Genomic DNA, 24,786 nt, shown 5'->3' with positions numbered 1-24,786 from the left:
GAAGGTGCAACGCAGATATCGGAGACGATATAGGGTGACATCAGCATCGGCATGGCAATAGAGATCTGACTCATGATTACTCTCCAAACCGTACGCGGGGATCGACCAGGGCGACGCAGATGTCGGAGACGATGTTGCCCACCAGCATCAGCATGGAGGTGATGGCCAGTATCCCCATGACGGTGGGGTAGTCCCGCTCGACGATGGCCTCGTAACCGAGCAGGCCTATGCCGTCGATGTTGAAGATGGTCTCGATGAGAAAGGATCCGCCGAAGAAGACGGTGAGCACGCTGCCCAGATGGCTGGCGATGGGGATCAGGCTGTTGCGCATGGCGTGGTCGGTGACCGCCTTGCGAAACGGCAGCCCCTTGGCCACCGCTGTGCGCACGTAATCCGCCGACAGGTTCTCCATCAGGCTGTTTTTCATGGTCATGGTGAGGATGGCGAAATCCCCGATGGCATAGGCGATGAGGGGCAGCAGGGCGTGAGCGAAGAGGGTGCGTATCTGGTCCCAGCTGCTCTCCATGTACTCGAAGTCATCGCCGGGGAAGCCCCCCATGGGCAGCCACTCCAGATGAAACGCGAAGACGGTGATGAGGAAGATCCCCACCACGTAGGCGGGCAGCGCATAGGCCATGTAGATGAACATGGAGCTGAGGGAGTCGAAGCGGCTGTTGTGCTTGAGCGCCTTGGCTACCCCGAGCGGGATGGAGACCAGATAGCTGAGCAGGAAGGTGGCCAGGCCGAAGAAGGCGGTGACCGGCAGCCTCTCCTTGATGAGATCCCACACCGGCTCGTAGTAGCGGGTCGACTCGCCGAGATCCAGCACCACCAGCTTCTGCAGCCACTCCCAGTAGGCGATCAGCATGGGCTTGTCGAGACCGTAGAAGGCCTTGAGTTCCTCGATCTGCTCGTCCGAGAGGGCCTGCGCGCCCTTGCTGCCACTGGAGCGTCCGGACTCGCCTTGGGAGACCTGCGCCTGCAGCAGCATGCGTTCCACCGGGCCACCCGGCACGAAACGGGTAACGGTGAAGACCAGCAGCGTGATACCGAGAAACGTCGGGATGATCAAAAGCATCCGACGTAAGAAATACGACAGCATGGTGGGTTGAACCTCGTCCTTGTTGTTATTGTGTGGCCAGTCATTTCCTGTGACTCGCCTCTCCTTCCTGGCATTACTCGCTGGATTGAGTGACTATTTGGCAAACAATCCGCTCGGCCACTGTAAAACCTCTGCAACAAAAATCAAGTAAAACGAAGTCCATAACCGCCCTCCTCCGCCAAACTGTCGCCACAGCGTAAATCACTGCACTCTTTTTTCTGAAAAACCCAATTCAAGATAAAAATCCAGCATTAAAAAATGATTAAACCCATTAAAACATTGTTTGCATTTCGTCAGGAAGTTAACAAAAAACGATGTTTTTCATCATCTTAATAGAAGACCTCCCCCTGGTTATTTCCAGGTATATAGAAAAGGGGCCATTCATGCTCATCAGACCAGCCATGACGAAGGCCAGGGGCGAACGGCAGAGATGCAGATAAAAATGTCGTTAGAGAGGGAAAGTATGGAATAAAAAACAGAGAGACCGTGCCGATACTAATAAGTTCCACATTAATCGGATAATTTGAATAAAGCGAAATTAACAAAACATTAACTCGCGGTTTGTTTTTCAGCCAGAATATCTCACCAAGAAAACGCCACTCACTCGGTATTCCCACCCTTCCCACCCTGACTCCCCCAGCCAGGGGCGGTCAATTGACGCCCGCCGCCAAAACTTGATAAGCCTTACGCACCGCTCCAACGAGGGCGGTTCAGGAAGCAAACAATAAACAACCAGGAAGGATATAAGCGATGCTTAGGAAAAGCAGGATCTCTGCTGCCATCGCGTTCGCGTTGGCGAGCGCAGCAGTGGCGGCCCCCTCTGCCCATGCAGAAGAGGGACAGGAAGTCGAACAGCTGCAGAAAATCAAGGTCACCGGCTCACGCATCTCCCGCGTCGACGTCGAAGGCGCCACCCCGGTTGTCTCCGTCAGCAAGGCCAAGATAGAACAGTCCGGCCAGCAGACGGTGGCCGACTACCTCAAGCAAGCCTCCTACAACTCCTTCGGTGGCGTCTCCCCCGCCTCGGGCAGCTCCTTCCAGTCGCAAGGCACGGTCGGCCTGCGCGGGCTGGGCTCCGAGCGTACCCTGGTGCTGCTCAACGGCAAGCGGGTCGCCGGCTCCCCCACCATGGGCGGCACCGCCATCAACCTCAACACCATTCCCATGGCCGCCGTTGAGCGGGTGGAAGTCAACCTGGACGGCGGCTCCGCCATCTATGGTTCCGATGCCATCGGCGGCGTGATCAACGTCATCCTCAAGCAGGACTATGAAGGGTTGCAGTTCCAGGGCCGCCTCGGCAGCCCGAGCGAAGAGGGGGGCGATGAGAAGAGCGGCTCAGTGATGGCCGGGATCACCGGGGAGAAGGGCTCCCTGATGGCCGTCTATGAACATGACAAGAAAGACATCATCTTCGCCCGGGATCGCGACTATCTCAGCAAGCAGGGCAAGGAGTCTCCGAGCGCCTACGGCCGCAACGTCGAGGGGATCACCGGCGTCGATGGCAATGGCGATGCCCAGTGGAGCTACGGCCCCCTGGCCGGGGTGACCGACGCCAACGGCACCTGCAAAGAGCCCTTCACCAACTTCGATGGCGGCTGTAACTATGACTACGGCAAGGTGGCCGCCACCACCGCCTCCCGCAGCCGCGACACCCTCTACCTCAACGGCCGCTACCACATCAGCGACAGCGTCGACTTCGTGCCGCAGATCGTTGCCTCCCGGGTCGAGAGCTTCGGTCGCTTCGCCCCGGCTGCCGGCTTCTTCACCGTGGATGCGGCCAACCCGAAAAATGCCGACTTCTACAGCCAGAACGGCCTGGACGCCGCCGCCACCCAGAGTCTGGGGGAAGCCGCCTACGTCTACTACCGCTTCAACAACGTCGGCCCCCGCGACAACCTGGTCACGGACACCACCGGCAGCCTGAACCTGGCCTTTGAGGGCACCCTGCCCACCGAAGCCGTAGGCGATATGCAGTGGAACGCCGGTTACATGTACTCCAAGACCGACAACAAGGAGAACGGCACCGGTTATGTGCTGGCCTCTGCCGCCCAGCAGGCCGTGGCCGATGGCAAGTTCGTCAATGGCGAGTTTGATTCAGACACCACGGCCGCCATGGCCGCCGACACCAGCCGCCGCTCCACCATGGACTTCTACCAGTGGTACGCCGGGGTGCAGTGGGACATGGGCGAGCTGCCCGCAGGCCCGGTCAGCTGGTATGCCGGCGCCGAGTACAACGACTGGATCTATGCGGACAAATATGACGCCCAGTCCGAGGCGGGTAACATCATAGGCTCCTCCGGCAACTCCTCCGGCGGCGATCGCAACGTCACCGCCGTCTACCTGGAGACCCTGATCCCGGTGTTGGACGAGGTCGAGCTGAGCATCGCCGGTCGTTATGACAAGTACAGCGACTTTGGCAGCGCCTTCTCGCCCAAGGCGAGCCTGCGCTATCAGCCCCTGGACAACCTAATGTTCCGCACCTCCTGGTCGCAATCCTTCCGCGCCCCGAGCCTGCAGGATCTCTACGCGGCAGACTCCTTCTCCGCGGATTGGGCCAAGGATTACGTCTACTGCCAGAACAACGGCATCTCGGCGGCCGACTGCCCGAACCAGCAGTACAACACCACTCGCACCTCCAACGAGGATCTGAAGGAAGAGACGGCCAACACCTGGAACTTCGGTGCCAGCTACAGCCCCCTCGACAACCTGAACCTCTCCCTGGACTACTACATCATCAAGATCGAGGATGTCATCCAGCTCAACTCCACCCAGTCCATCATCTATGACGAGCTGAACAACGGCGGCTCCAGCCTGGTCGAGCGTCGCAGCGACGGCAAGATCCGCAACGTCATCTCTCCCATGGTCAACCTGGGGGATCTGAACACCAGCGGTCTGGACTTCAAGCTCGATTACAACTACGACCTGGATGTCGCCACCGTGCGCTACGACTTCGGCGGCACCTACATCCTGGAGTACAAGGAAGGCCTGTACGCCGGCGGCCCCGAGATCGACAAGATCGGCCAGAACGGCATGCCGCAGCTGCGCTTCAACACCGGGATCGGCGTGAACGTGCCCCAGTGGTGGAACATGGACACCTATCTGAGCGCGAACTACATCGACTCCCAGAGCCAGGACTATATCGCCGACACGGGTGAGGAAGTGGGCCACATCGCCTCCAACACCACCTGGAACCTGAACGTCGGCGTGGATACCCCCTGGAACGGCAAGCTGCAGGCCGGGGTGAAGAACATGTTCAATCGCACCCCCTCCCTCGAGAGCGATGGTTTCACCTACGACGAAGAGGTCTACAGCATCGACGGTCGCATCTACTACCTCGACTACACCCAGAAGTTCTGATCCCTTTGCTGACATGACAACAAGCCGGCCCCCGGGCCGGCTTTGCCCAAGATTCCAAGGAAGTAACGGAGATAGGGTAATCCTATGAAAACAAGGACTATGACAATGAAGAAAGCGCTCCTGGGCAGCCTGGTATCGGCCGCTCTGTTGACCAGCTTCAACCTGAGTGCCGCCACCGCCGGTCAGGCGGTAGACGCCCAGGCCGCCACCGACAATGCCTCGAAAGTGTCCCAGCAGAAGATCGACAACTACGCCGACAGCGCGGAGTCCGCCCTGGCCCAGTACAAGGCGAGCCTGCGCCAGCTCGACAGCCTGCGCACCTACAACGAGCAGGTCGGCAAGATGGTGGAATCCCAGAGCAGCGAGCTGGCCTCCATGGCGCGCCAGATAGCCCAGATAGATCAAACCAGCACCGAGGTGGTGCCGCTGATGCTCAAGATGATCGACGCCCTCGAGCAGTTCGTGGCGCTGGACCTGCCGTTCCAGCAGGTGGAGCGCGAAGACAGGGTCGCCGCCCTGACCGACCTCATGAACCGGGCCGACGTCACCATCTCGGAGAAGTACCGCAAGATCCTCGAAGCCTACCAGATAGAAGAGGGCTTCAGCCGCACCATAGAAGCCTACAAGGCCAGCCTGGACAAGGATGGCGCCCAGAAGACCTATGAATTCCTGCGGGTCGGTCGCATCGCCCTGCTCTACCAATCCCCGGACGGCATGGAGACAGGGGTGTGGAACAAGCAGACCCGCCAGTGGGACACCCTGCCCCAGGAGTATCGCAGTGCGGTTGAACAAGGCCTTCGTATCGCCAAGAAGCAGGCGCCCCCTGCCCTGATCAAGCTGCCGGTTCACACTGCGGAGAAAGCATCATGAAAGGACTCAGACTCACGATCGCCTCGCTGATAGCCGGCGCGACCCTGTTCACCCTGCCGGTCACCGCCGCCGAGAAGCCGGTGGATCTCAATGCCCTGCTGAGCCAGGTCAAGGCCGACAGCCTGACCGAATCCCAGCTCAACAAGGAGCGGGAGGCCCGCTTCCTGGCCGACAAGAATGAGCAGGCCAACCTGCTGGCCAAGGCCAAGGCGGATCTCGCCGCCGAAACCGCCAAGGGCGATCAGCTCAAGGCCAGCTTCGACGCCAACGACAAGCAGCTGACCGAGCTGACCGAGACCCTGCGCCAGCGCTCCGGCAACATGGGGGAGATGTTCGGGGTGGTGCGCCAGTTCGCCGGCGAGTTCAAGGGCATCTTCAACGCCTCGCCGCTGCGGGTCGAATACCCGGAGCAGGGCCCGCTGCTCACCAGGCTGGCCGAGAGCAAGGAGCTGCCCTCCAGCGGTGATCTCGAGGCGTTCTGGACCACCATCCTCAGCCGCATGATAGACGCCGGCAAGGTGAGCCGGATCCCGGCCACCGTCGTCTATGGCGAGGGGAGCCAGGCCGACCAGACCGTCACCCAGATAGGCGAGTTCAACACGGTCGCCGATGGCAAGTACCTCAACTTCGTCCCCGAGACCGGCAAGTTCGAGGAGCTCTCCCGTCAGCCCGACGGCAAGATGACCTCCCTCATCGCCGGCTTCGAGCAGGGTGGCGCCGGGCTCGAGCCCATCTATGTGGATCCCTCCCGCGGCGTGATCCTCTCCCTGCTGGTGCAGTCCCCCACCCTGGCCGAGCGGATCGATCAGGGCGGCGTGGTCGGTTACGTCATCCTGGCCCTGGGGGCCGTGGGGGTGCTGATCGCCCTGTTCTGCGGCGCCCGCCTCTCCCTCCTCGGCGGCGCCATGCGCAAGCAGATGAAGTCAGACGCCATCATCAAGGGCAATCCCCTGGGTGAGATGCTGGCCGCCTATCAGGGCCACAAGGGCGACAACATAGAGGATCTGGAGTCCAAGCTCGACGAGGTGATACTGCGCAACGTGCCGACCCTGGAGAAGGGGGTGGGCATCATCAAGCTGATCGCCTCGGTCGCCCCCCTGCTGGGGCTGCTGGGTACCGTGGTCGGCATGATCGCCACCTTCCAGGCCATCACCCTGTTCGGTACCGGCGATCCCAAGCTGATGGCCGGCGGCATCTCCGAAGCCCTGGTCACCACCATGCAAGGCCTGGTGGTCGCCGTGCCCATGCTGTTCCTCTACACAGTGGTACAGACCCAGAGCCGTCGCCTGATCCAGGTGCTGGAAGAGCAGAGCGCCGGGTTCGTGGCCCGTTATCAGGAAAGCCTGCACGCCTCCAAAGCCGCAGCGTAAGGAGTCTTCCATGTGGTTCTGGTTGATTGAGGAAGTGGAATCCATCCGGCGCTTTCTGGGGATGGGGGGAGATGTGCTGGTCGCCATCTTCTTCCTCACCCTGGTGATGTGGGCCCTGTTGCTCGAGCGCTGGATCTATTTTCTGACCGTCTATCCGCAGCAGGCCAAGGGCACCCAGCAGACCTGGCTGGCCCGCCATGACCATCAATCCTGGTCTGCCAGGCAGATCCGGCGCGAGCTGGTCTCCCGGGTGGCCCTGGCGGTGGACAAGGGGATGCCGATCATCAAGGTGCTGATCGCCCTCTGTCCGCTGATGGGGCTGCTAGGCACAGTGGTTGGCATGGTGCAGGTGTTTGACACCCTCGCCATCACGGGGACGGGATCGCCGCGGGCCATGGCCTCCGGCATCTCCAAGGCGACCATTCCGACCATGGCGGGCATGGTGGCCTCCCTCTCCGGCTTGTTCTTCGCCAGCCGGCTGGAGCACAAGGGCAGGCTGGCGGTGGACAAGCTGGAAGACAGCCTGAAGCACGGTTGAGTCAGGGAACGATGCGGTGGCCGGGCCAGACCCGGCCACCCGGTACAAGCAAGGAGTTTTTGCTATGAGAAAGCGTCACAGCGCGAGCAGCGCAGACGAGGCGGCGATCGATATGACCCCCATGCTGGACATAGTGTTCATCATGCTGATCTTCTTCATCGTCACCACCTCGTTCGTCAAGGAGGCCGGGGTGGAGATCAACCGCCCCAGCGCCAACACCGCCGAGACGGTCAAGAAGGGCAACATCATGGTGGCCGTGCGTGAGAACGGTCAGGTCTGGGTCGACAAGCGCCAGGTCGAGGTGGGCGCCGTGCGTGCCAACATCGAGCGGCTGCGTGCCGAGAACCCGGAGGGCGCCGTGGTGATCCAGGCCGATACCGAATCCAGGTCCGGTATCGTGGTGGAAGTCATGGATCAGATCCGCATGGCCGGGGTGCAGAACATCTCCATCGCCGCCAATAAAGAAGGCTGATGCCAGGGGTCACCAATGAGATACCTGATATCCTTCGCAGCCGCCTTCCTGGTGGTATTCGGCCTGTTCTGGGGAATGGACAAGCTGGTCAACCAGGAGCGCCGGGAATTGCTGGAACAAGACGACGTCAGCATGGTCGACTTCATCCGCATCAAGCCCGAGGAGACGCTGCAAGAGAAACAGAGAGAACTGCCCAAGCCACCGCCGCCCAAGCGCCCGCCCCCCCCACCCGAGATGGAGGTGTCGAGCCCGGACAAGCCGCAGATGCAGACCATGGCCATGGACATGCCCAAGCTGGACTTGCCGGTCAACATCGCCGGCGGCAACGCCCTCGGCGCCTACAGCACAGGGGGTGGCGGCGGTGGCATGGGAGGCAACAATGGCGCCATCCCCCTGGCCACCTTCGAGCCCATGATGCCGCGCAAGGCCGCCCTCGCGGGTCTGGCCTCGGGCAAGGTATTGCTGGAGTTCACCGTCACCGAGCGGGGTACCGTCAGCAACGTGCGCGTGGTCAAGGAGCAGCCCCGCAGCTATGACCTCGGCAAGGAGGCGCGCAAGACGGTGGCCAAGTGGACATTCAAACCCGCCATGGTCGATGGCAAGCCGCAAGCGAGTCGCATGCGGCAAGAGATCGAATTCGCGGTCAACTAAGGAAGGTGGCGATGAACAAGTTACACAAGGGGATATTGGCCCCGGTCGCCCTGGCCGTGTTGATGAGCACCGCCAGTTGGGCCGCCGAACAACCCGCCCTCTCCGACCGCGCCTACCGCGCGGTCAACAAGGCCCAGGAGCTGATCGCCGCCAAGCAGTACGGCGAAGCCAATGCCAAGTTGCAAGATGCCCTCTCGGGGGTCGGGGAGAAGGTCTATGACAAGGGGGTGATACTGCAAACCCTGGGCTTCCTGGCGGCGCAGCAGGAGCAATATGGCAAGGCGACCAAGTATTTCGCCGCTGCCATTGCCACCGGCGGCCTGCCCCAGCCCGTGGCCCAGCAGGTGCGCTACAACCTGGCCCAGCTCTACATGGCCGAGGGCAACTACCAGGGATCGGTGGCAACCATGAAGCAGTGGTTTGCCAGCCTTGGCAAGGATGACAAGCCCACCCCCCATGCCTACATCACCCTGGCCAACGCCCATGTCCAACTCAAGCAGTACCGGGAGGCCATTCCGGCGGTAGACAGTGCCATCCGTCTCTCCGCCGGCAAGGCCCCCGAGTCCTGGTATTTGCTCAAGATGGGGGCGCACTACGAGCTGAAACAGTACAAGCCGGCGACCGAGGTACTGACCACCCTGGTGGGCATGTTCCCGGAGAAGAAGAAGTACTGGACCCAGCTCTCGGCCATGTATATGCAGGCGGGCAATGATGCCAAGGCGCTGGCCGCCCTGGAGAGCGCCTACCGGCTCGGCATGCTGACCGAGCAGGCCGAGCTGCTGCGCCTGGCCAACTACCTCGCCTTCGCCGGCATTCCCCACCGCGGCGCCCGCGTGCTGGAGAAGGCCATGAAGGAGGGCAAGGTGGAGCGCAGCGTGGCCAACCTCAAGACCCTGGCCAACTACTGGCATCAGGCCAAGGAGCTCAAACCGGCCATCGATACCCTGATGACGGCCTACCGCCAGGCGCCCAACGCCGAGTTGCAGCTCAAGATGGCGCGCATGATGATCCAGAGCAAGCGCTATCAGGATCTGGTGGCCCTGGCGGGCAAGCCGGCGGGCAATGCCAGCGCGCTGCAGCGAGCCGACCTCACCTTCCTGACCGGGGTGGCCTACTTCGAGCAGAACCGGCCCAAGGAGGCGCTCACCGCCTTCACCCAGGCCGCCCAGAATGGCCAGGTCAGCGGTCGTGCCACCCCCTGGATCAGCTTCCTCAAGGAGCAGGCCCCGCAGGCGCAGGACAGCCAGACCCAGTGAGGCGAGGGGGACGCGCCCCGTGACGCGGCCCAGATGACCAGAACCGCTCCTCGGAGCGGTTTTTTTCATTGCCGGTTCGTGGCGAGGGAGATCCAGGTTTTAGACGTCTAGACGTAAAAACACACGTTGACATAGCCATCCAGACATCTTAGCATCATCAACCATGATGACAGAGCAAACCCAGTGTAACCTCTGCCCAACTTACCCGCCTGTAGCGCCCTGTGCTTTAAGGCTTTGGCACGGAAGAATCCATGATCAAGTTGAATGCCCTCAACAAAGTCTACGGTAAAGGCAGTGACGCCGTGCACGCCCTGCGTGATGTGAGCCTGCATGTACCCCAAGGCAAAATCTTCGGTGTGATCGGTGCCTCCGGCGCCGGCAAGAGCACCCTCATTCGCTGCGTCAACCTGCTCGAGCGACCCACCGACGGCCAGGTGGTGGTCGATGGCCAGGACCTGACCGCCCTCGGTGATGGCGAGCTGACCCAGGCCCGCCGCCAGATCGGCATGATCTTCCAGCACTTCAACCTGCTCTCTTCGCGCACCGTCTCCGCCAACATCGCCTTCCCGCTGGAGCTGGCGGGATGGGACAAGGCCCGCATCCAGGCCCGGGTGCTGGAGCTGCTGGCCCTGGTGGGTCTCGAGGCCCGCGCCCATGCCTATCCGTCCGAGCTCTCCGGCGGGCAGAAGCAGCGGGTCGCCATCGCCCGTGCCCTGGCGCCGGCCCCCAAGGTGCTGCTGTGCGACGAGGCCACCTCGGCCCTGGACCCCCAGACCACCCGCTCCATCCTGACCCTGCTCAAGGAGATCAACGTCAAGCTGGGGCTGACCATACTGCTGATCACCCACGAGATGGATGTGGTGAAGGGGATCTGTGACGAGGTGGCCATCATCAGCGATGGCAGCCTGATCGAACAGGGGGAAGTGGCCTGGTTCTTCAGCAACGCCAAGACCCAGCTGGCCCGCGACTTCATCCACTCCACCATCCACCTGGACGTGCCCCAGGAGTATCAGGACAGGATGACCCCAACCCGGGTCCCCGACAGCTATCCGCTGCTCAAGCTCGGCTTCACCGGCGCCAGCGTCGACAGCCCGCTCATCTCGGAGGCGAGCCGCCGCTTCAACATAGACGTCAGCATACTGGCGGCGGACATCGAATACGCGGGCGGGGTCAAGTTCGGCTTCCTGCTGGCCGAGGTGTTCGGCGACGAGGCCCAGTGCGAGGCCACGCAACAGTTCTTCATCGACAACCACATACAGCTGGAGGTAATGGGTTATGTCCGACGCCATGACTAGTCCGCTGTTCACGGCCCCTGAAGCCGCTCAGACGCACGCCTTGATCAACAATCGCATTCAGCTGGAGGTAATGGGTTATGTCCGACGCCATGATTAATCTGCTCATCACGGCCCTTGGCGACACCCTTATCATGGTGTCCGCCTCCGCCCTGTTCGGTTGCCTGCTCGGCCTGCCCCTGGGGGTCGCCCTCTACGTGACCAAACCGGGTCAGATCCTGGCCAACCCGGTGCTCAACCGCCTGCTGGGGGTCGTGGTCAACATAGGCCGCTCCGTGCCCTTCATCATTTTGCTGGTCGCCATCATACCGCTGACCCGACTCATCGTCGGCACCAGCATCGGCACCATAGCCGCCATAGTGCCGCTCACCATAGGCGCCGTTCCCTTTATCGCCCGTCTGGTGGAAGGGGCCCTGATGGAGGTGCCGGACGGCTTGCTCGAGGCCGCCAAGGCCATGGGCGCCAAGCCGCTGCAAATCATCACCAAGGTGCTGCTGCCAGAGGCCCTGCCCGGCATCCTCAACAGCGTCATCATCACGCTGGTGACCCTGGTCAACTACTCCGCCATGGCCGGTGCCATCGGGGGGGGCGGCCTGGGAGACGTGGGGATCCGTTACGGCTACCAGCGTTTCGATCCCACCGTCATGCTGGTGACCGTGGCCATTCTGGTGGTACTGGTTCAACTCATCCAGAGCGCAGGTGAGCGCCTGGTCAACAAATGCGATCATCGCTAAACGTCGATTTCTAACAGGAGGTTTTCATGAAATTAGCCATTAAATCCATCGCGGCGGCTCTGCTGGCTGGCTTGGTACTGGTCGGCTGCGGCCAGAAGGAAGAGAGCAAGACCCTGAAGATTGGCGCCATCGCCGGCCCCGAGACCGAACTGGTCGAGACCGCCGCCAAGGTTGCCAAGGACAAGTTTGGCCTGACCGTCGAGGTGGTGACCTTCTCCGACTATGTCACCCCCAACGTGGCCCTGAACGATGGCAGCATCGACATCAACGCCTTCCAGCACAAACCCTACCTGGATGCCCAGATCCGTGATCGCGGCTTCAAGCTGGTGCCGGTCGGCAACACCTTCGTCTACCCGATTGCCGGTTACTCCAAGAAGATCAAGGCCCTGAGCGAGCTGCAAGATGGCGCCCAGATAGCGGTGCCCAACGATCCGACCAACCTGGGTCGCTCCCTGATCCTGCTGGAGAAGCAAGGTCTGCTGACCCTGAAAGAGGGTGCCGGCCTGGAGGCGACCGTGCTGGACATCGCTACCAACCCGCGCAACTTCAAGATCGTCGAACTGGAAGCCGCCCAGCTGCCCCGCTCCCTGGAAGACGTGGATCTGGCCATCATCAACAACACCTTCGCCGGTCAGATCGGGCTGACCCCGACCGAGAACGGCCTGTTCGTCGAAGACAAGGAGTCCCCCTACGTCAACCTGATCGTCTCTCGTGAAGAGAACAAGGATGACGAGAAGGTCAAGCAGTTCGTGCAGGCATTCCAGACCGACGAGGTCTATCAAAAAGGCATGACCCTGTTCAAAGAGGGTCTGGTCAAGGGCTGGTAAGCGGCTCTCCAGGCAAAAAGGCCACGTCAGCGTGGCCTTTTTCGTCTCTGCCGCTATCATAGCCCTGAGCACGACGACAACAAGAAACAATCAGCATGAAACAATGGTATCTGGCCTACTGCAAGCCCAAGGAAGAGGCGCGTGCCCGAGCCCATTTGGCGGCTCAGGGCATTGAATCCTATTACCCCATGGTGGAGGTCGAGAAGCTGCGCCGTGGCAAGCGCGTCCCCGTCCGCGAACCCATGTTCCCGAACTACCTGTTTATCTTTGTGGATCTCGAGGAGGTGACCCCGGTGACCCTCAAGTCCACCCGGGGCATCAGTCGCATCATCCACTTCGGACGGGAGTGGACCCCCATCTGCAGCCAGCTGGTGTACCAGCTGATGAGCAAGGATGACAGCGACGAGGCGAGAGCCAGCTATGCTTGCCTGCCGAGTCAGGGTGACAAGGTACTTATCGAATCTGGCCCCCTGGCCGGATTCGAGGCCATCTACCTGGAGCCGGACGGCGCGAAACGGGCGATCCTGCTGGTCAACCTGCTCAATCAGGAGACCAGCAGCAGCTTCGATAACTTGGCGTTTCGCCGGCTGGATTGATCCTTGCCTGACGCCCATAGATAAAGCGCCCCACCACCTCAGGTTGCGGGGCGCTCTTTTGGCGCCCAAAGGCGCCGCTCACTGCAGGGTGAAGCGGCTGATCGCCTGGCTGAGGCGGCTCGTCTCCTGGGCCAGGCGCGTCACGATCGCCTCCCCTTGCTGGCCATGGTGGCTGGATTGATGGCTGAGCCCGGCTATCTCCTCCACGGCGCCGGCCACCTCACGGGCGGTGCGCGACTGCTGCTCGGTGGCGGTGGCGATGGCCCCCAGCTGTTCGCTCAGCGCCTGCACCCGATCGATGGCCCCCTGCAGGGTATGGCTGACGCTCTCCACCGCGCCGCGCCCCTCCTCCACCAGCCGGGTGCCCGTGCTCACGGTCGCCACCGTCTGCCGGGTCTGCTGCTGTATGCTGGCGATGGTCTGGCTTATCTCGGCGGTGGACTGGCTGGTGCGGCTGGCCAGCTGACGCACCTCGTCGGCCACCACGGCAAAGCCGCGCCCCTGCTCCCCGGCCCGCGCCGCCTCGATGGCGGCATTGAGCGCCAGCAGATTGGTCTGCTCGGCGATGGTGGCGATCACCTCGGTGACGCGGCCCACCTGCTCGCTCTGGGCGCTGAGGCGCGCCATGGCGCCATTGGCCTCCCCTATCATGGTGGAGATGGCCTGCATGGTGCCCACCATCTGGCCGAGGGCCTGCTCCCCCGCCCGGCTCTGGCTCTCTGCCGCCGTGGCGGCGCTGGCGGCCTGGGCTATGTTGCCGGCCACCTCCCGGCTGGTCACCGAGATCTGATCGATGGCCGATGCCACCTCATCCACCCTGAGATGCTGACTGGCAAGGTCCGAGACCAGGGTGCGAGTGGTGCCGCTCACCTCGCCGCTGACCCCCTCCACTTGCGCGACCGCCCCCTGAATATCGGCCACCAGCTGGCGCAGCTGGGCCGACATCTGGTTGAGGGAGCCGGTCAGCCGCCCCAGCTCGTCCCCGCGCCGCATCGGCAAGGGCTCGGCCGGCAGACGGCCGGACGCCACCAGGCTGGCGCGGCGCTCGAGCCGCTGGATGTCGCCGGTCAGATGGCGGCTGAGCCAGAGCGCCACCAGGGTACTGAGCAGCAGCACCCCCAGGGTGGAGGCGATCAGCATGGTGCGGATGCGGCGGCTGGCGCTCTCCATCTGCTCCCCCATGCCGTCGACCTCGGCATGGGTCTGACGGACCTGATCCGCCAGCTGGCTGCCCAGGCGAAGCAACTCGGGCTCCACCTCATGGGCCATCAGATGATTGGCCCGGTTCCAGTCCGGGGCCCGGCGCGCGGCGATCACCTGATCGACCAGCTCGCCGAAGGGGGTCGACATCTCCTCGAACAGACCCCACAGCGTCCGCTGCGCCTCGGTGAAATAAGCCGCCTGCCCCTCTATCTCCTGCACCCGTTGCCGGTGGAACTGGTAATAGTAGAGATACTTCTGGCGATAGTCATCCTCCCCCGAGATGAGGTAATCCCGCAGCGCGGAGAGGGCATTGGAGAGCCCGTTGTAGGCATCCCCCACCTGCTTGAGCAGGCGGCGCCTGTCCCCAGATAGCTCGCTCGCCTGGGTCGCCACCTCCTCGTTGGTGAAGGATTGCAGCTGATCCAGGGCCGCCTCCGCCAGGGGGCCGGCCTCCTGCAACATCAGGGTATGGGCGGGCAGGTTGTCATCCGTGTGGGCCAGATCCCACACCCGCTGCTGGCTCGCCTTGAAGGCGGACAGCGCCTCGGCCAATGGGGGGGCCATGGTCTGACCCTCAATGCGCAGCCAGGCCTGCTGCCACTCCTGTTTGAGCCGCTCCCCCTGGGCGGGATCCGCCCCCAGGATCAGATAACCCCGCAGGGAGGAAACGGTGGCCACCAGGGCCTGCTGGCTCGCCTCGTCCCGCTGCAAGGCAGGCAGGGCCTGGCGCATCAGCGCCTGCTCGGAGGCGGCGATCTGATGCTGCTGATGGGAGATGAGCACGGCAGAGAGCAGGATCAGCAGGTTGACGAAGCCGAAGGCCAGCAACAGTTTTACGGCAATTTTCATAAACATCCTTGTTCCGCAGGGAACCTCTTGGCTCCGAATTGAGAGGGCCGGTCACCACGCGCCCGGGTGCGAGTGCGAGTGGAGGGAAGGCTTCATGCCCTCCCGGCCGTGTCGACATGCGAGCGTATCACAGTGGCGCTGCGGTGCCACGGCGGAGTAACCGCCATGAAACGGCGCGCTTTTTCACTTATTTCACTTATCGGACGACGGGGACGCGTCATGAGGGAAAATCACTGCAAAGGGCCAAACGACAAGGCGGTGTGACCACCACGACACGGCACGCTTTTCACTTGTCGGACGACGAAACAGCGTCATGAGAGAAAGTTGCTGCGGGAAAAGAAACGGCAAGGCGGGCCAACGGCCCGCCCAGAGTAAGCAATGGGTGATGGTATGGGGGCCAGGCCCCCACCCATCAGGTTATTCGCGTCCCAAGCCGAAAGCCGGTCTGATATTCCCGCTCCCGCAGGTGGGAGACCTGCACCGCCTGCCCTTCCAGCCCGATATCCTTGAGCAGGGCAGGGGACAGATTGAGCAGGGTACGGCGCTGCTCTATGCGGGTAATACGATAGGCGATCAGGCGCGCGGCACCGCGCAGCAGGGTCAGTTCGATAGACATAAGATCTCTCCGTTTGAACCTTGCGGCCCTCCCGAAGAGCGGAGACATTCACCCGGCGGAAGAACCGCGGGTGATAAATGGTGACAGGGTTACCTGTTCACTCCACGCGGCAAAAGAGTACGAACGGACTCACGGCAGGCGCCGTGTTGAGTCGCAACGTTGACCATTGAATGTTGCATATTCGTCTCCTTATGGGTGAAAAGTGGAACAAGTGTCGGAAGTGTAAAAAAGCACCGAATTCAATACAAGCCGGCCCTCGCCACCCGCCCCCCATTTGGGGAGGGTGGCAAGGGGTCAGCATGGGGAAATCCAGGGGCGGCAGGCGCCTGTCATGCCACTTTTGCGTGGCATGGAGCAGGGGCCAAGGGGCATCTCAGACCAGTTCAGATCCCAGACAGCAGTCGGTACTCTTCCAGCACCTAGGTGTCCGTCATGCCGCTGCCAACGCCGCCCGGCAGGCGCCTGTCATGCCACTCCTGCGTAGTATGGAGCAGGGGCCAGGGGGCATCTCAGACCAGATCAGATCCCAGACAGCAATCGGTACTCTTCCAGCACATAGGTGTCCGTCATGCCGCTGACATAGTCGAGCAGCAGGCGCACCCGGTAATACCACTCCTGCTCGGCGTGGCACAGGAAGCGGGCATCCGGGCTGGCCACCGCCAGCCGGTATGCCTTGAGATGGCGGGCGGAGAGGCGGTGAAACAGGCGACGGGCGAAGAAGAGATCCGCGCCCCCCGCCCCCGCCAGCAGCCGGGAGAAGCGCTTCTCGGGCAGGGCCAGCAGACAGGCGTAGGTCGACAACACCCCCCGCAGGGCGGCGTAGCCTTCCAGCTCGAGGGCCTCCACCTCGGGACGCATGAACACCTGCTCGCGCGCCACCCGCTTGAGGGTGTCCAGCACCCTGGCCGCCGGCGCCTGGCCGCTGAGCAGGGCCTGGGGATAGCGGCCCTGCAAGATGGCGTCATGCTCGGCCAGATAGGTCCGAGCCGCCAACGCCACCAGATCCTCGGTCAGTCGCTGGCGAAAGTGGGGGAAGAATCCCTCGCTGCCCTCTCTGGATTCCCCGAGCAGGGTCTGCATGTACTCCCCCTCGTCGGCACTGGCCAGGGCCTGGATCAGCTCGCTCTGGCTCAGGATCCGCCGATCCACCGCGTCCTCGAGATCCGCGATGCAGTAGGAGATGTCGTCCGCCGCCTCCATGATATAGACCAGCGGATGGCGGCAGCCCGGCGCCAGGCCCAGGCGCTGGCTAAGTTGGGCGTAGAGGGGCTGTTCGCTGAAGAAGATGCCCCCCTTGGCCGCCCAGCCGTGGTGCTGGGCCTGGCCCGCGGCGAGAGCCTGCTGCTGGGGATACTTGCACAGGGCCGCCAGCTGGCCCAGGGTGAGGTTGAGCTCGTGCAGGCTGTGCACCAGCCGCAGGCTCTGGGAATTGCCATCGAAGCCGAGCAGATCGGCCCGCAGCCGCGGCCACTGCTCGCTCGCCGTCCCCACGGCAGTGGCAAACAGGGGATCGAGCTGCTCGCCGAGCCACTGCCCCATCACTTGCTCCCCGAAGTGGCCGAAGGGAGGGTTGCCCACGTCATGGAGCAGGCAGGCCATCTCCACCAGATTGATGAAGGACCAGGGGCAGACCGCCTCGGCGGGCAAGCGCCCCAGGATGCGGCGGCTGATCTGGCGCCCCGTCTCCTGCACCTCCAGGGAGTGGGTCAGCCGGCTGCGCACCGAGGCTTTCACATCCAGCGGGAACACCTGGGTCTTTTGTTGCAAGCGGCGCACCGGGGCTGCCTGGACGATCCGGGCCCGATCGAACTCGGTCGCCGCCAGCAGGCTCTCCTCCCCCCTGGAGACGATGCGCAGGGGCGGGATCAGGGTCTGGTACATGGGCTCACTCCTCTGGGCTCCCTCGCTTGGGTGCGCCGTCATGGCTTGGGGTTCATGCCTGCAACCAGGCGCGCAGGCGGGCGATGTCACCCGGGTAGGCACGGCGTAGCGACTCAATCCAGTCTTCCACGTTCTCCCACCAGGCGGGCTGATCCGGACTCTGGATCAACTGGGCCAGCTGCTGCAGGCGACGCAGACCGATGGAGCCGGCGGCGCCCTTGATCTTGTGCGCCTCCTCCACCACCCCGGCCTGGTCCCGGGCCGTCATGTTCGAGTCGAGCACCGCCATGTAGTCCGGCATCATCTGCTCGAACAGATCCACGCTGGAGATCAGCACCCCCTTGCCGACCGTGTCCGCGTAGTCGGTCAAAAAGCCCAGATCCAGCCAGTCGTTCTGTTCGGCCTGCTCGCTGGCGGCGTCGGCCTCCTCATCGGCCAGGTCCGCGAACAGGTGGGCGATGACGGTGCGCACCGCCTGGGAGCGCAGTGGCTTGTTGATCACATCCTGCATGCCGCGCTCGAGGTAATAGTGGCGATCGCCGGTGACGTTGGCCGTCAGCGCCACCATGGGGGGCAGGCTCTCCCCATAGCGTTCCAGCAGCCGGGCCGCCACGTCGAAGCCCGTCATGTCCGGCAGCTGGATATCGAGCAAGATGAGATCAAAATCATCCGGGTTGGCCATGGCGATGGCCTCGCCACCGGTGCGCGCCACCCTGACCTGGTGCCCCAGCTTGCCGAGCAGGGCGCAGGCGACGGTGACGTTGAGCTCAACATCTTCCACCAGCAGGATGTCGAGGCGCAGATCGCTGTCGGGCAGCTCGGGCTCGGGAGCGGCCTCGACGCAGGCCACCTCCAGCTCGGCGGTGAAGCAGGCACCCTCGCCGACATCGCTGTCCACATGGAGCTGGCCGCCCATGGCCTGCACCAGCTGGCGCGAGACGGCAAGGCCGATCCCGGTGCCAGTGGCGTGCTGCTTGCCCTGCACCTGATAGTACATGGCGAAGATCTTCTCCTGCTGGGCGCGCGGTATGCCGATGCCGGTATCTTCCACCTCGAAGTGCAGGGCCAGCCTGCCCTGGGTCTCGGCCTCGTGGGCGAGGCAGCGGATGGTCACCCCCCCCTCGTCGGTGAACTTGACCGCATTGCCCACCAGGTTCCACAACACCTGGCGCAGCCGGGTGCCGTCGGCCATCACGAATTGCGGCATCTCTCCATCCCGATCGAAATGCAGATAGAGTCCCTTCTGTTCCGCCTGAATGCGCGACAGCGTCTCCAGCTCGTCGAGGAAGGCGGGCAGGTCCATGGGGGTCGGCACGATTTCCAGCCGGCGCCGGTCGAACTTGTCGAGATCGATGATGTCGTTGAAGATGTTGCCCAGCGTCACGGCGCTCAGGTGGATGGTGTTGAGCTGCTTGTGCTGGGCCGGGGTGAGCTGGGTATCCATCAGCATGCGGCTCAGGCCCACTATGCCGTTCAGGGGGGTGCGCAGCTCGTGGCTGATGGTGGAGATGAAGGTGGTCTTGTCCCGGCTCGCCTTCTCCAGCTTGTCCTGGTACTGCTTGCGCTCGGTGATGTCGCGGCCAAAGCCGAGCAGGCCGAGCCGCTTGCCGAAGCGGTCGAAGAAGGGCACCTTGCGCAGCTCGAAGTAGGCCTTGCGCCCATCCGGGTACTCGAGCCACTGCTCATAGGTCATGGGCTCGTTGCTGGCAAACACCTGGCGATCCGTCTCCACCACCTTGTTGGCGATGTCCTGCTTGTAGACGTCGAACGGGGTGAGGCCGATGAGCTCCGCCTCGACCCGGCCGGTGAGCTGCTCCATGGCGGTGTTGCAGCCGGAGAACTGCTCGTCCTCGTTGCGGTAATAGACCAGATCCGGGGAGCAGTCGATGAAGGAGCGCAGCAGGGCGGTGCGCTCCCCCAGGTGCAGCTGGGCCTTCTCCCGCTGGAACACCTCGTTCTCCAGATCCTCGATCGCCTGCTGGCGCAGGGTCTCGGCCCGGTTGGTCTCGGCGATCTGGGCGTTGAGGCGGCTGATGTTCTCCTGCAACTGGCTGTTGAGCTCCATGTCCCGCTCGCGCATCTCCTGCAGCTTGCGCACCATGCGGCTCAGCCGCTGACGGGAGTCCTCCAGCTGATCCACCACGATGGAGAGGAAGTAGACGGCCCAGGGGGTCACCAGCAGGCCGAAGAAGACGGAGCGCACCAGATCGACCACATCGACCGTGCCGCGCAGAAACAGGGTCACCCCCATCTGGATGGAGACCGCCAACACTATGATGGCCGCGGCCAGGAACATGCTGAAACGCACCAGCCCCAGCTTGGTCATCAGATCCACATAATACTGGGCCCAGGATTTAATCTGCTTCATCTCGTTGTTTTCTCCCCACAAGTGCCTCCCAGAATACCAGCAGCCGCCCCGGAACACTTGCCTCGCCTCGGGTTTTATTGCGTTCGGCCCTCCCCCTTTGTGAGCTGGCCCTCACTGGCACGGAGCAAGGCGCGGTGGGCCCCGCCGGTGGCGGGCGGGTGACAAGGTGTCGCCTGCGCCCCGGGCGACCGGGATGCCATTGAGGCAGACAGCGGCGGAGCACCGCCTTATAATGCCGTCCGTCAACCTGTTTGAATCCTACTCGTTTGAGGAGTGAGCAATGCGCAAGAGTCTGTTACTCGGCCTGGGTCTGCTGGCCGCGGGCCCCCTTCATGCCGAGATCATCGAGATCCCGAAACAGTCCGGCTTCTCCGGCTTCCTGCTCGGCGGCGTCACCGCCAGCAGCTACGAGTCCAACTTCTACAAGGGCCACGACAGCCATGACCGCATCGACAGCCTGGGCGCGGCCGAGCGTTCCGATGGCCTGACCCCCCTCGTCAATGCGGATCTGCGCTACACCTTCGCCGACACCCGTACTCAGCTCTACCTCGGCAACCTGATCCAGGATGCGGTGCGTTTCGACTTCACCCAGCAGCTGGGGGTGCGCCAGCAGGTGGGCGACAAGGGCATCATCGCCGGTGCCTATGTGTTCAGCGCCCTGCCCAACAAACAGTGGCAGGATCCCTTCGCCACCGGTGTCGATCGGGAGACCACGAAACGCAGCTCTCGCGGCCTGCGCCTGAGCTGGGACAAGATCTGGGGCTCGAACTTCAACGGCAAGGCCACCGTGCGCCACATCGACATCGACAACGAGCACAGCGGCGAGCGCTATGGTCACGAGGTTGCCCGCCAGCTCGATCGCAACGGTCGGGAATATACCTTCGAACTGGGCTACCTGTGGCAACCGGCCCCGGGTCATCTGCTCGAACCCTCCCTGGTCTACCGCCAGGCCGATCTCGATGGCCGGGCGGAGAGTTATGACAGCACGGGGGTTCAGCTGAGTTATGGCTTCAAGCAGAGCCAATGGTCCCTGGTGAGCAACCTCTACCTCGGCAAGCGCGACTATGACGCCGTCCAGCCGATCTTTGGCCGCCGGGCCGATGCCAATGAGTTCGCCATCGGCGGCTCCTTCTTCTGGCATCGACTGTTCGGGGTCGCCCCCCTCTCCGCCGTGGTGAGCGCCGGTTACGCCAAGGCCGACTCCGACATCGCCTTCTACGACAGCAGCGTCAGCTCCCTGAGCACAGGCCTGCTCTACACCTTCTGATGGCGCGTGGCGCCGGCTGAAAACAAGGAGGCCACCCCAGGGGTGGCCTCCTTTTTAATGCCGTGACGGCGCTCAGATGCCGAGGGAATCGAGCAGATCGTCGTGCTCGTTCGCGCTGGCGACGGTCGCCGCCGGTTGCGGGGCCTGGGCCAGCTTGGTGCGGGCGATCAACTCGTCCGGGCTCAGCTCCTCCTGATCCCGCCCCTCGTCGTGCAGCCGGATGAACTCCGTCTTGTCCATCGCCAGCTCCAGATAGAAGATGTTGTTGCGGGCGGTGAAGAAGGTGACCCGGCGCGACTCCGGATTGTCGAGGTTGGTATCGACGCTCAGCATCACCTGCTTGTTCAGGGCCAGCATCTTGGGCTGGTTCTGGGTGATGTGGGTCTGCAACTCGCGGCCTACCTTGTGGGTGAAGCTGCCGACGATCTGGTTCATCAGCTCCCCCATCACGTTGCTCACTTCGTCCGAGGTGTGGGAGATGGCGAGATCCTCCTTGGAGAGCCCCATGCTCAGCATGTAGTTCTGGTAGAGTTCCATGGCGGCGGCGGCGGAGAAGTTGATCACCACCAGACCGGAGAAGCCGCCATCGAACAGCACGAAGCAGCCGATGTCGGGCTTGAGGCAGGTCTTGCTGATCTTCTGCACCATGCCGGAGAAGCGCACCTGGCTCTGGCTGGCCGCGCTCAGCACCTTGGTGACCGAGTTACACAGACTCAGCAGTACATCTTCCGTGGTCAGCACGGTATCGTCATCGGCTCTCGTTACTATCATGGGCTCTTCCTGAACGGCGAAAATGGGCTTATCTATAACACAAAGGGAGCGGCGTGGCGGGCCCTTGTCATCGGGCTGGGAGCCAGCGCGCTCTTTCGTCACTCATCGGCATCGATCGGGCTGAACCCGGGAACAGTGCCAAGGCGCGTCTGCCATGTATCGGCCTCCCGCGCCAAAACTTGCGGCCCATGGGGGATGACGGGATGAGCCCCCCAGATGGGACCCGGCCAGGCCTTGTCACCGACGAAGCGGGCCACATGGTGCAGATGCAGCTGGGGCACCAGGTTGCCCAGTGCCGCCACATTGATCTTGTCGGGGTTAAGCGCCTGCTCCATCAAGGTGGCGACGGCGCAGGACTCCTGCATCAGTTGCTGCTGCTGAGAGGGGGCCAGATGATGGATCTCGCGCAAACCGGCCACCCGAGGCACCAGGATGAGCCAGGGATACTGGCTCTCCTTGGCGAGCAGGACGCGGCACAGGGGCAGATCGCCAAGCACCCGGGTATCGGCGGCCAGGCGGGGATGCAGTTCGAACATGGGGACCTCATGCAAAAAGGGTGGGCACGGCAGTGTGCCCACCTTACTGCAAGCGACCCGGCAAGGAAAGCGGGAGGGCGGTGACGGCGCCCCGCCCAGGGGAGGTCAGAGCCGGGGCACGGCCCAGCCGATGAAGCGCTTGCGCAAGACGGGATCCGCCTGCAGGAACAGCTGTTGCAACTGGGCCTCCAGGCCGCTGGCCTCGACGGCCAGGGCCGGGCGCGGGGTCGGCGCGGCGGCGACCATCAGGGCCGCCACGCCGCCATCCCGGTTGTAGTCCGCCAGCCGATCGGGCCAGTCGATCCCCAGCTGCAGCCCCCGGCTGACCAGCTCGTCCTGGGCAAACGCGACCGGCCGGCCCTGCTCATCAGCCAGGCTCAGCTTGGGCGCCCTGGCAAAGGCGGCCATCTGCTCACCACTGCGCAGGGCGGCGGGGAGCGCCGCCGGCGTCAGGATCAGGGGGCCGCCGCTGGCATCGAAGCGCACCACCTGGGGCTCGGAAACATGGTGGCTATCGTTGTCGCTGCTGTTGCGGCTCTCCTCCACCCCGTCGTAACGCACCAGCAGCTGGGCGGCTCCCTCCCTGACACTGGCGCTATGCTCGTCGAGCAAGCTGCCCTCCTGCACCGCCAGCAGCTGGAACGGCGCCGGTACCGAGACTCGGACATCGGCCAGGGCCAGGCCACTCACACTCCCGCAGCCCAGTAACAGGGCCAGGCTCCACACTCGTTTCATCTCATCATCCGTTATCGGTGCCACACATGGCCCGCTACCTTAGCGGGCCTTTGTGACAGCCAGATAACAGTATGCTGCCGCTCCGCCTGCCCCCTTACACCAGATGGTGGGGATGCTCGCGAGACCAGGCCTGCAACAACTTGTGTGACGGGATCCGCCGATGACGAGATGACACACATGAAAACGGGCCCCGCAATGGGGCCCGCTCGTGTATGCCGCCTCGTACCCGAGGCAACCCCGCCAGGTAAACGTTTGTTTCCTGGCGGCGAAAAAGGCGATCCGCCTCAGTCGATCAGCCCGTACTGCTCGCGCAACACCTCGATGATCTCCTGCTTGGGATGGGCGCTGCGCACCAGCGGCTGACCTATGATGGTCTCGGCGATCCCCACATAGGTGTGGGAGATGTCCATCATCACTTCGGTGGGCAGCTTGTTGTCCCGGGCCAGGGCGAAGCGCTCCGGCATGCGGTGCTTGTTGAGCAGTATGTCCGGATCCGGGAAGTGGTTCAGCAGCCACTGACGGAAGCCCTCTTTGGACTTCTCGACGATCTCGCCATTGCGCAGGGCGGCGCCGTCCCAGATGCGGGAGCTGTCGGGGGTGCCCACTTCATCCATGTAGATGAGCTTCTCGTTGCCGGCGGCGTCCTGGACGTAGCCAAACTCGAACTTGGTGTCGACGAACAGCTGATCCCGCTCGGCCAGGGCTTCGCTGATGACGCCGAAGCCTTCCTTGAGCAGCACCTCGTAACGGTCGATGTCCGCCGGGGAGCGAAAGCCAAAGGCCTGATGGTGACGCTCGATGTCGGCGCGGGAGACGTTGACGTCGTCCGCTTCCGGCACGCCGTCCAGTCCCTTGAGCACACCCTTGGTGGAGGGGGTGATGAGGATCTCGGGCAGCTTCTGATCCTTTTGCAGGCCTTCGGGCAGACGGATGCCGCAGAATTCCCGCTCGCCATCCTGATAGGCGCGCCACATGGACCCAGTGATGTATTGACGGGCGATGGCCTCGATCAGCACGGGGCGAGCTTTTTGCACTATCCAGACGAAGGGGTGCGGAATGTCCAGGATGTGGCTGTCCGCCAATCCCTTCTCCTTGAACAGCTTGAACCAGTGGCTGGAGATGGCATTGAGTGCAGCCCCCTTGCCCGGCACGCCGTTCAAGCCCTCCACCCCCTGCCAGATGCAGTCGAAGGCAGAGATGCGATCACTGATCACCATGATGGCCAGGGGCGCATCGGCCGGCACGTCATAGCCTTTCTCTCTGATGAGCCGGGCACTGTCCGCCGGGGTCAACCAGTAGACGCTGCGCACCTTGCCTGAATGGACAGGTTTATCGGTACGGATCGGCAAATCGTCATTCACCGCCAATACTTGATCTGCAAGACTCATGGCTTTTAACACTTCCTGTTGTGGGACGAATAAAACAGAGCAGCCACCCCCGCGGCTCGGGAATGGATGCGATCAAATCTGGGTAGCCCTCCCCGGCGTCACACCGG

The 24,786-nt window shown here is 63.1% G+C and carries 21 protein-coding genes; 12 read left to right on the top strand and 9 right to left on the bottom strand.

Translation table 11 applies throughout. The features are described from left to right. Window positions 1-76: 76 nt before the first annotated feature. Window positions 77-1,102 carry an ABC transporter permease subunit gene (locus ACW5W4_RS15775; RefSeq protein ID WP_427261499.1) on the bottom strand — a complete coding sequence of 342 codons (1,026 nt, stop codon included), beginning with the start codon at window positions 1,100-1,102 and terminating at the stop codon, window positions 77-79. Window positions 1,103-1,852: 750 nt separating this feature from the next. Here ACW5W4_RS15775 and ACW5W4_RS15770 point away from each other — a divergent pair. The 11 genes from ACW5W4_RS15770 to rfaH all read left to right on the top strand — a co-directional run bounded on the left by ACW5W4_RS15770 (window position 1,853) and on the right by rfaH (window position 13,065). Then, the gene (locus ACW5W4_RS15770; protein ID WP_456690012.1) at window positions 1,853-4,459 is read left to right on the top strand and encodes a TonB-dependent receptor plug domain-containing protein; all 2,607 of its coding nucleotides are present in this window, start codon (window positions 1,853-1,855) and stop codon (window positions 4,457-4,459) included. Between the two features lie 105 nt (window positions 4,460-4,564). Further along, entirely contained in the window at window positions 4,565-5,329 is a 765-nt protein-coding gene (locus ACW5W4_RS15765) for a DUF3450 domain-containing protein (protein WP_408797287.1), read from the top strand. After that, window positions 5,326-6,699 carry a MotA/TolQ/ExbB proton channel family protein gene (locus ACW5W4_RS15760; protein WP_427261501.1) on the top strand — a complete coding sequence of 458 codons (1,374 nt, stop codon included), beginning with the start codon at window positions 5,326-5,328 and terminating at the stop codon, window positions 6,697-6,699. Before ACW5W4_RS15765 ends, ACW5W4_RS15760 begins: the two co-directional genes overlap by 4 nt. A gap of 10 nt (window positions 6,700-6,709) precedes the next feature. Beyond that, window positions 6,710-7,237, top strand: a complete 528-nt coding sequence (locus ACW5W4_RS15755) for a MotA/TolQ/ExbB proton channel family protein (protein ID WP_427261502.1) — start codon at window positions 6,710-6,712, stop codon at window positions 7,235-7,237. A gap of 64 nt (window positions 7,238-7,301) precedes the next feature. Next, the gene (locus ACW5W4_RS15750) at window positions 7,302-7,709 is read left to right on the top strand and encodes an ExbD/TolR family protein (RefSeq protein WP_041998428.1); all 408 of its coding nucleotides are present in this window, start codon (window positions 7,302-7,304) and stop codon (window positions 7,707-7,709) included. Between the two features lie 15 nt (window positions 7,710-7,724). After that, complete coding sequence (locus ACW5W4_RS15745) at window positions 7,725-8,360, top strand: energy transducer TonB (RefSeq protein ID WP_456690011.1); 636 nt, start codon at window positions 7,725-7,727, stop codon at window positions 8,358-8,360. A gap of 11 nt (window positions 8,361-8,371) precedes the next feature. Beyond that, window positions 8,372-9,616: a tetratricopeptide repeat protein gene (locus tag ACW5W4_RS15740; protein WP_456690010.1), complete on the top strand. Its 1,245-nt coding sequence runs from the start codon at window positions 8,372-8,374 to the stop codon at window positions 9,614-9,616. A 251-nt stretch (window positions 9,617-9,867) separates the two neighbouring features. Then, window positions 9,868-10,911, top strand: a complete 1,044-nt coding sequence (metN, locus tag ACW5W4_RS15735) for a methionine ABC transporter ATP-binding protein MetN (protein WP_408797294.1) — start codon at window positions 9,868-9,870, stop codon at window positions 10,909-10,911. A 77-nt stretch (window positions 10,912-10,988) separates the two neighbouring features. After that, window positions 10,989-11,642 (top strand): methionine ABC transporter permease, encoded by a 654-nt coding sequence (locus ACW5W4_RS15730; protein WP_427261505.1) that lies wholly within the window; start codon window positions 10,989-10,991, stop codon window positions 11,640-11,642. A gap of 26 nt (window positions 11,643-11,668) precedes the next feature. Beyond that, entirely contained in the window at window positions 11,669-12,469 is an 801-nt protein-coding gene (metQ, locus tag ACW5W4_RS15725) for a methionine ABC transporter substrate-binding lipoprotein MetQ (protein ID WP_427261506.1), read from the top strand. Between the two features lie 95 nt (window positions 12,470-12,564). After that, a complete protein-coding gene (gene rfaH / locus ACW5W4_RS15720; protein WP_427261507.1) occupies window positions 12,565-13,065 on the top strand; it encodes a transcription/translation regulatory transformer protein RfaH in 501 nt (166 codons plus the stop codon). A gap of 78 nt (window positions 13,066-13,143) precedes the next feature. Here the strand turns inward: rfaH and ACW5W4_RS15715 are convergent, their stop codons facing one another. From ACW5W4_RS15715 to arcB, 4 genes are all read right to left on the bottom strand, one after another. Next, on the bottom strand, window positions 13,144-15,117 hold the full coding sequence (locus tag ACW5W4_RS15715; RefSeq protein ID WP_456690009.1) for a HAMP domain-containing methyl-accepting chemotaxis protein: 1,974 nt from the start codon (window positions 15,115-15,117) through the stop codon (window positions 13,144-13,146). Window positions 15,118-15,529: 412 nt separating this feature from the next. Further along, the gene (locus tag ACW5W4_RS15710) at window positions 15,530-15,733 is read right to left on the bottom strand and encodes a DUF1127 domain-containing protein (protein WP_041998408.1); all 204 of its coding nucleotides are present in this window, start codon (window positions 15,731-15,733) and stop codon (window positions 15,530-15,532) included. 519 nt (window positions 15,734-16,252) lie between these two features. After that, window positions 16,253-17,614, bottom strand: coding sequence for a dGTPase (gene dgt / locus ACW5W4_RS15705; protein ID WP_456690008.1), 1,362 nt, complete (start codon window positions 17,612-17,614; stop codon window positions 16,253-16,255). A 52-nt stretch (window positions 17,615-17,666) separates the two neighbouring features. Then, window positions 17,667-19,982 (bottom strand): aerobic respiration two-component sensor histidine kinase ArcB, encoded by a 2,316-nt coding sequence (arcB, locus tag ACW5W4_RS15700; RefSeq protein ID WP_456690007.1) that lies wholly within the window; start codon window positions 19,980-19,982, stop codon window positions 17,667-17,669. 280 nt (window positions 19,983-20,262) lie between these two features. Here arcB and ACW5W4_RS15695 point away from each other — a divergent pair, with 280 nt between their 5' ends. Next, a complete protein-coding gene (locus ACW5W4_RS15695; RefSeq protein WP_427261511.1) occupies window positions 20,263-21,249 on the top strand; it encodes a DUF2860 family protein in 987 nt (328 codons plus the stop codon). A 72-nt stretch (window positions 21,250-21,321) separates the two neighbouring features. Here the strand turns inward: ACW5W4_RS15695 and ACW5W4_RS15690 are convergent, their stop codons facing one another. The 4 genes from ACW5W4_RS15690 to ACW5W4_RS15675 form a co-directional block, all read right to left on the bottom strand. Next, window positions 21,322-22,020, bottom strand: coding sequence for a DUF3334 family protein (locus ACW5W4_RS15690; protein WP_427261512.1), 699 nt, complete (start codon window positions 22,018-22,020; stop codon window positions 21,322-21,324). Between the two features lie 98 nt (window positions 22,021-22,118). Next, window positions 22,119-22,556 (bottom strand): HIT domain-containing protein, encoded by a 438-nt coding sequence (locus ACW5W4_RS15685; protein WP_456690006.1) that lies wholly within the window; start codon window positions 22,554-22,556, stop codon window positions 22,119-22,121. A gap of 105 nt (window positions 22,557-22,661) precedes the next feature. Further along, the gene (locus ACW5W4_RS15680; protein ID WP_456690005.1) at window positions 22,662-23,291 is read right to left on the bottom strand and encodes a DUF2057 domain-containing protein; all 630 of its coding nucleotides are present in this window, start codon (window positions 23,289-23,291) and stop codon (window positions 22,662-22,664) included. A 284-nt stretch (window positions 23,292-23,575) separates the two neighbouring features. Beyond that, entirely contained in the window at window positions 23,576-24,679 is a 1,104-nt protein-coding gene (locus ACW5W4_RS15675) for a phosphoribosylaminoimidazolesuccinocarboxamide synthase (protein ID WP_456690004.1), read from the bottom strand. Between the last annotated feature and the right edge of the window lie 107 nt (window positions 24,680-24,786).

This window comes from Aeromonas crassostreae, assembly GCF_054052445.1.
Note: the sequence above shows the minus strand (reverse complement) of the source record. Positions and strands in the feature narration are given on the sequence as shown.

Excerpts from the sequence above, each read along its gene's own strand:
- dgt (WP_456690008.1), bottom strand. The coding sequence starts at position 17,614 with ATGTACCAGACCCTGATCCCGCCCCTGCGCATCGTCTCCAGGGGGGAG.
- rfaH (WP_427261507.1), top strand. The coding sequence starts at position 12,565 with ATGAAACAATGGTATCTGGCCTACTGCAAGCCCAAGGAAGAGGCGCGT.
- arcB (WP_456690007.1), bottom strand. The coding sequence starts at position 19,982 with ATGAAGCAGATTAAATCCTGGGCCCAGTATTATGTGGATCTGATGACC.
- ACW5W4_RS15745 (WP_456690011.1), top strand. The coding sequence starts at position 7,725 with ATGAGATACCTGATATCCTTCGCAGCCGCCTTCCTGGTGGTATTCGGC.
- ACW5W4_RS15690 (WP_427261512.1), bottom strand. The coding sequence starts at position 22,020 with ATGATAGTAACGAGAGCCGATGACGATACCGTGCTGACCACGGAAGAT.
- ACW5W4_RS15750 (WP_041998428.1), top strand. The coding sequence starts at position 7,302 with ATGAGAAAGCGTCACAGCGCGAGCAGCGCAGACGAGGCGGCGATCGAT.
- ACW5W4_RS15740 (WP_456690010.1), top strand. The coding sequence starts at position 8,372 with ATGAACAAGTTACACAAGGGGATATTGGCCCCGGTCGCCCTGGCCGTG.
- ACW5W4_RS15695 (WP_427261511.1), top strand. The coding sequence starts at position 20,263 with ATGCGCAAGAGTCTGTTACTCGGCCTGGGTCTGCTGGCCGCGGGCCCC.
- ACW5W4_RS15675 (WP_456690004.1), bottom strand. The coding sequence starts at position 24,679 with ATGAGTCTTGCAGATCAAGTATTGGCGGTGAATGACGATTTGCCGATC.
- metQ (WP_427261506.1), top strand. The coding sequence starts at position 11,669 with ATGAAATTAGCCATTAAATCCATCGCGGCGGCTCTGCTGGCTGGCTTG.
- ACW5W4_RS15680 (WP_456690005.1), bottom strand. The coding sequence starts at position 23,291 with ATGAAACGAGTGTGGAGCCTGGCCCTGTTACTGGGCTGCGGGAGTGTG.
- ACW5W4_RS15730 (WP_427261505.1), top strand. The coding sequence starts at position 10,989 with ATGTCCGACGCCATGATTAATCTGCTCATCACGGCCCTTGGCGACACC.
- ACW5W4_RS15765 (WP_408797287.1), top strand. The coding sequence starts at position 4,565 with ATGAAGAAAGCGCTCCTGGGCAGCCTGGTATCGGCCGCTCTGTTGACC.
- ACW5W4_RS15715 (WP_456690009.1), bottom strand. The coding sequence starts at position 15,117 with ATGAAAATTGCCGTAAAACTGTTGCTGGCCTTCGGCTTCGTCAACCTG.
- ACW5W4_RS15760 (WP_427261501.1), top strand. The coding sequence starts at position 5,326 with ATGAAAGGACTCAGACTCACGATCGCCTCGCTGATAGCCGGCGCGACC.
- ACW5W4_RS15755 (WP_427261502.1), top strand. The coding sequence starts at position 6,710 with ATGTGGTTCTGGTTGATTGAGGAAGTGGAATCCATCCGGCGCTTTCTG.
- ACW5W4_RS15685 (WP_456690006.1), bottom strand. The coding sequence starts at position 22,556 with ATGTTCGAACTGCATCCCCGCCTGGCCGCCGATACCCGGGTGCTTGGC.
- metN (WP_408797294.1), top strand. The coding sequence starts at position 9,868 with ATGATCAAGTTGAATGCCCTCAACAAAGTCTACGGTAAAGGCAGTGAC.
- ACW5W4_RS15775 (WP_427261499.1), bottom strand. The coding sequence starts at position 1,102 with ATGCTGTCGTATTTCTTACGTCGGATGCTTTTGATCATCCCGACGTTT.
- ACW5W4_RS15710 (WP_041998408.1), bottom strand. The coding sequence starts at position 15,733 with ATGTCTATCGAACTGACCCTGCTGCGCGGTGCCGCGCGCCTGATCGCC.
- ACW5W4_RS15770 (WP_456690012.1), top strand. The coding sequence starts at position 1,853 with ATGCTTAGGAAAAGCAGGATCTCTGCTGCCATCGCGTTCGCGTTGGCG.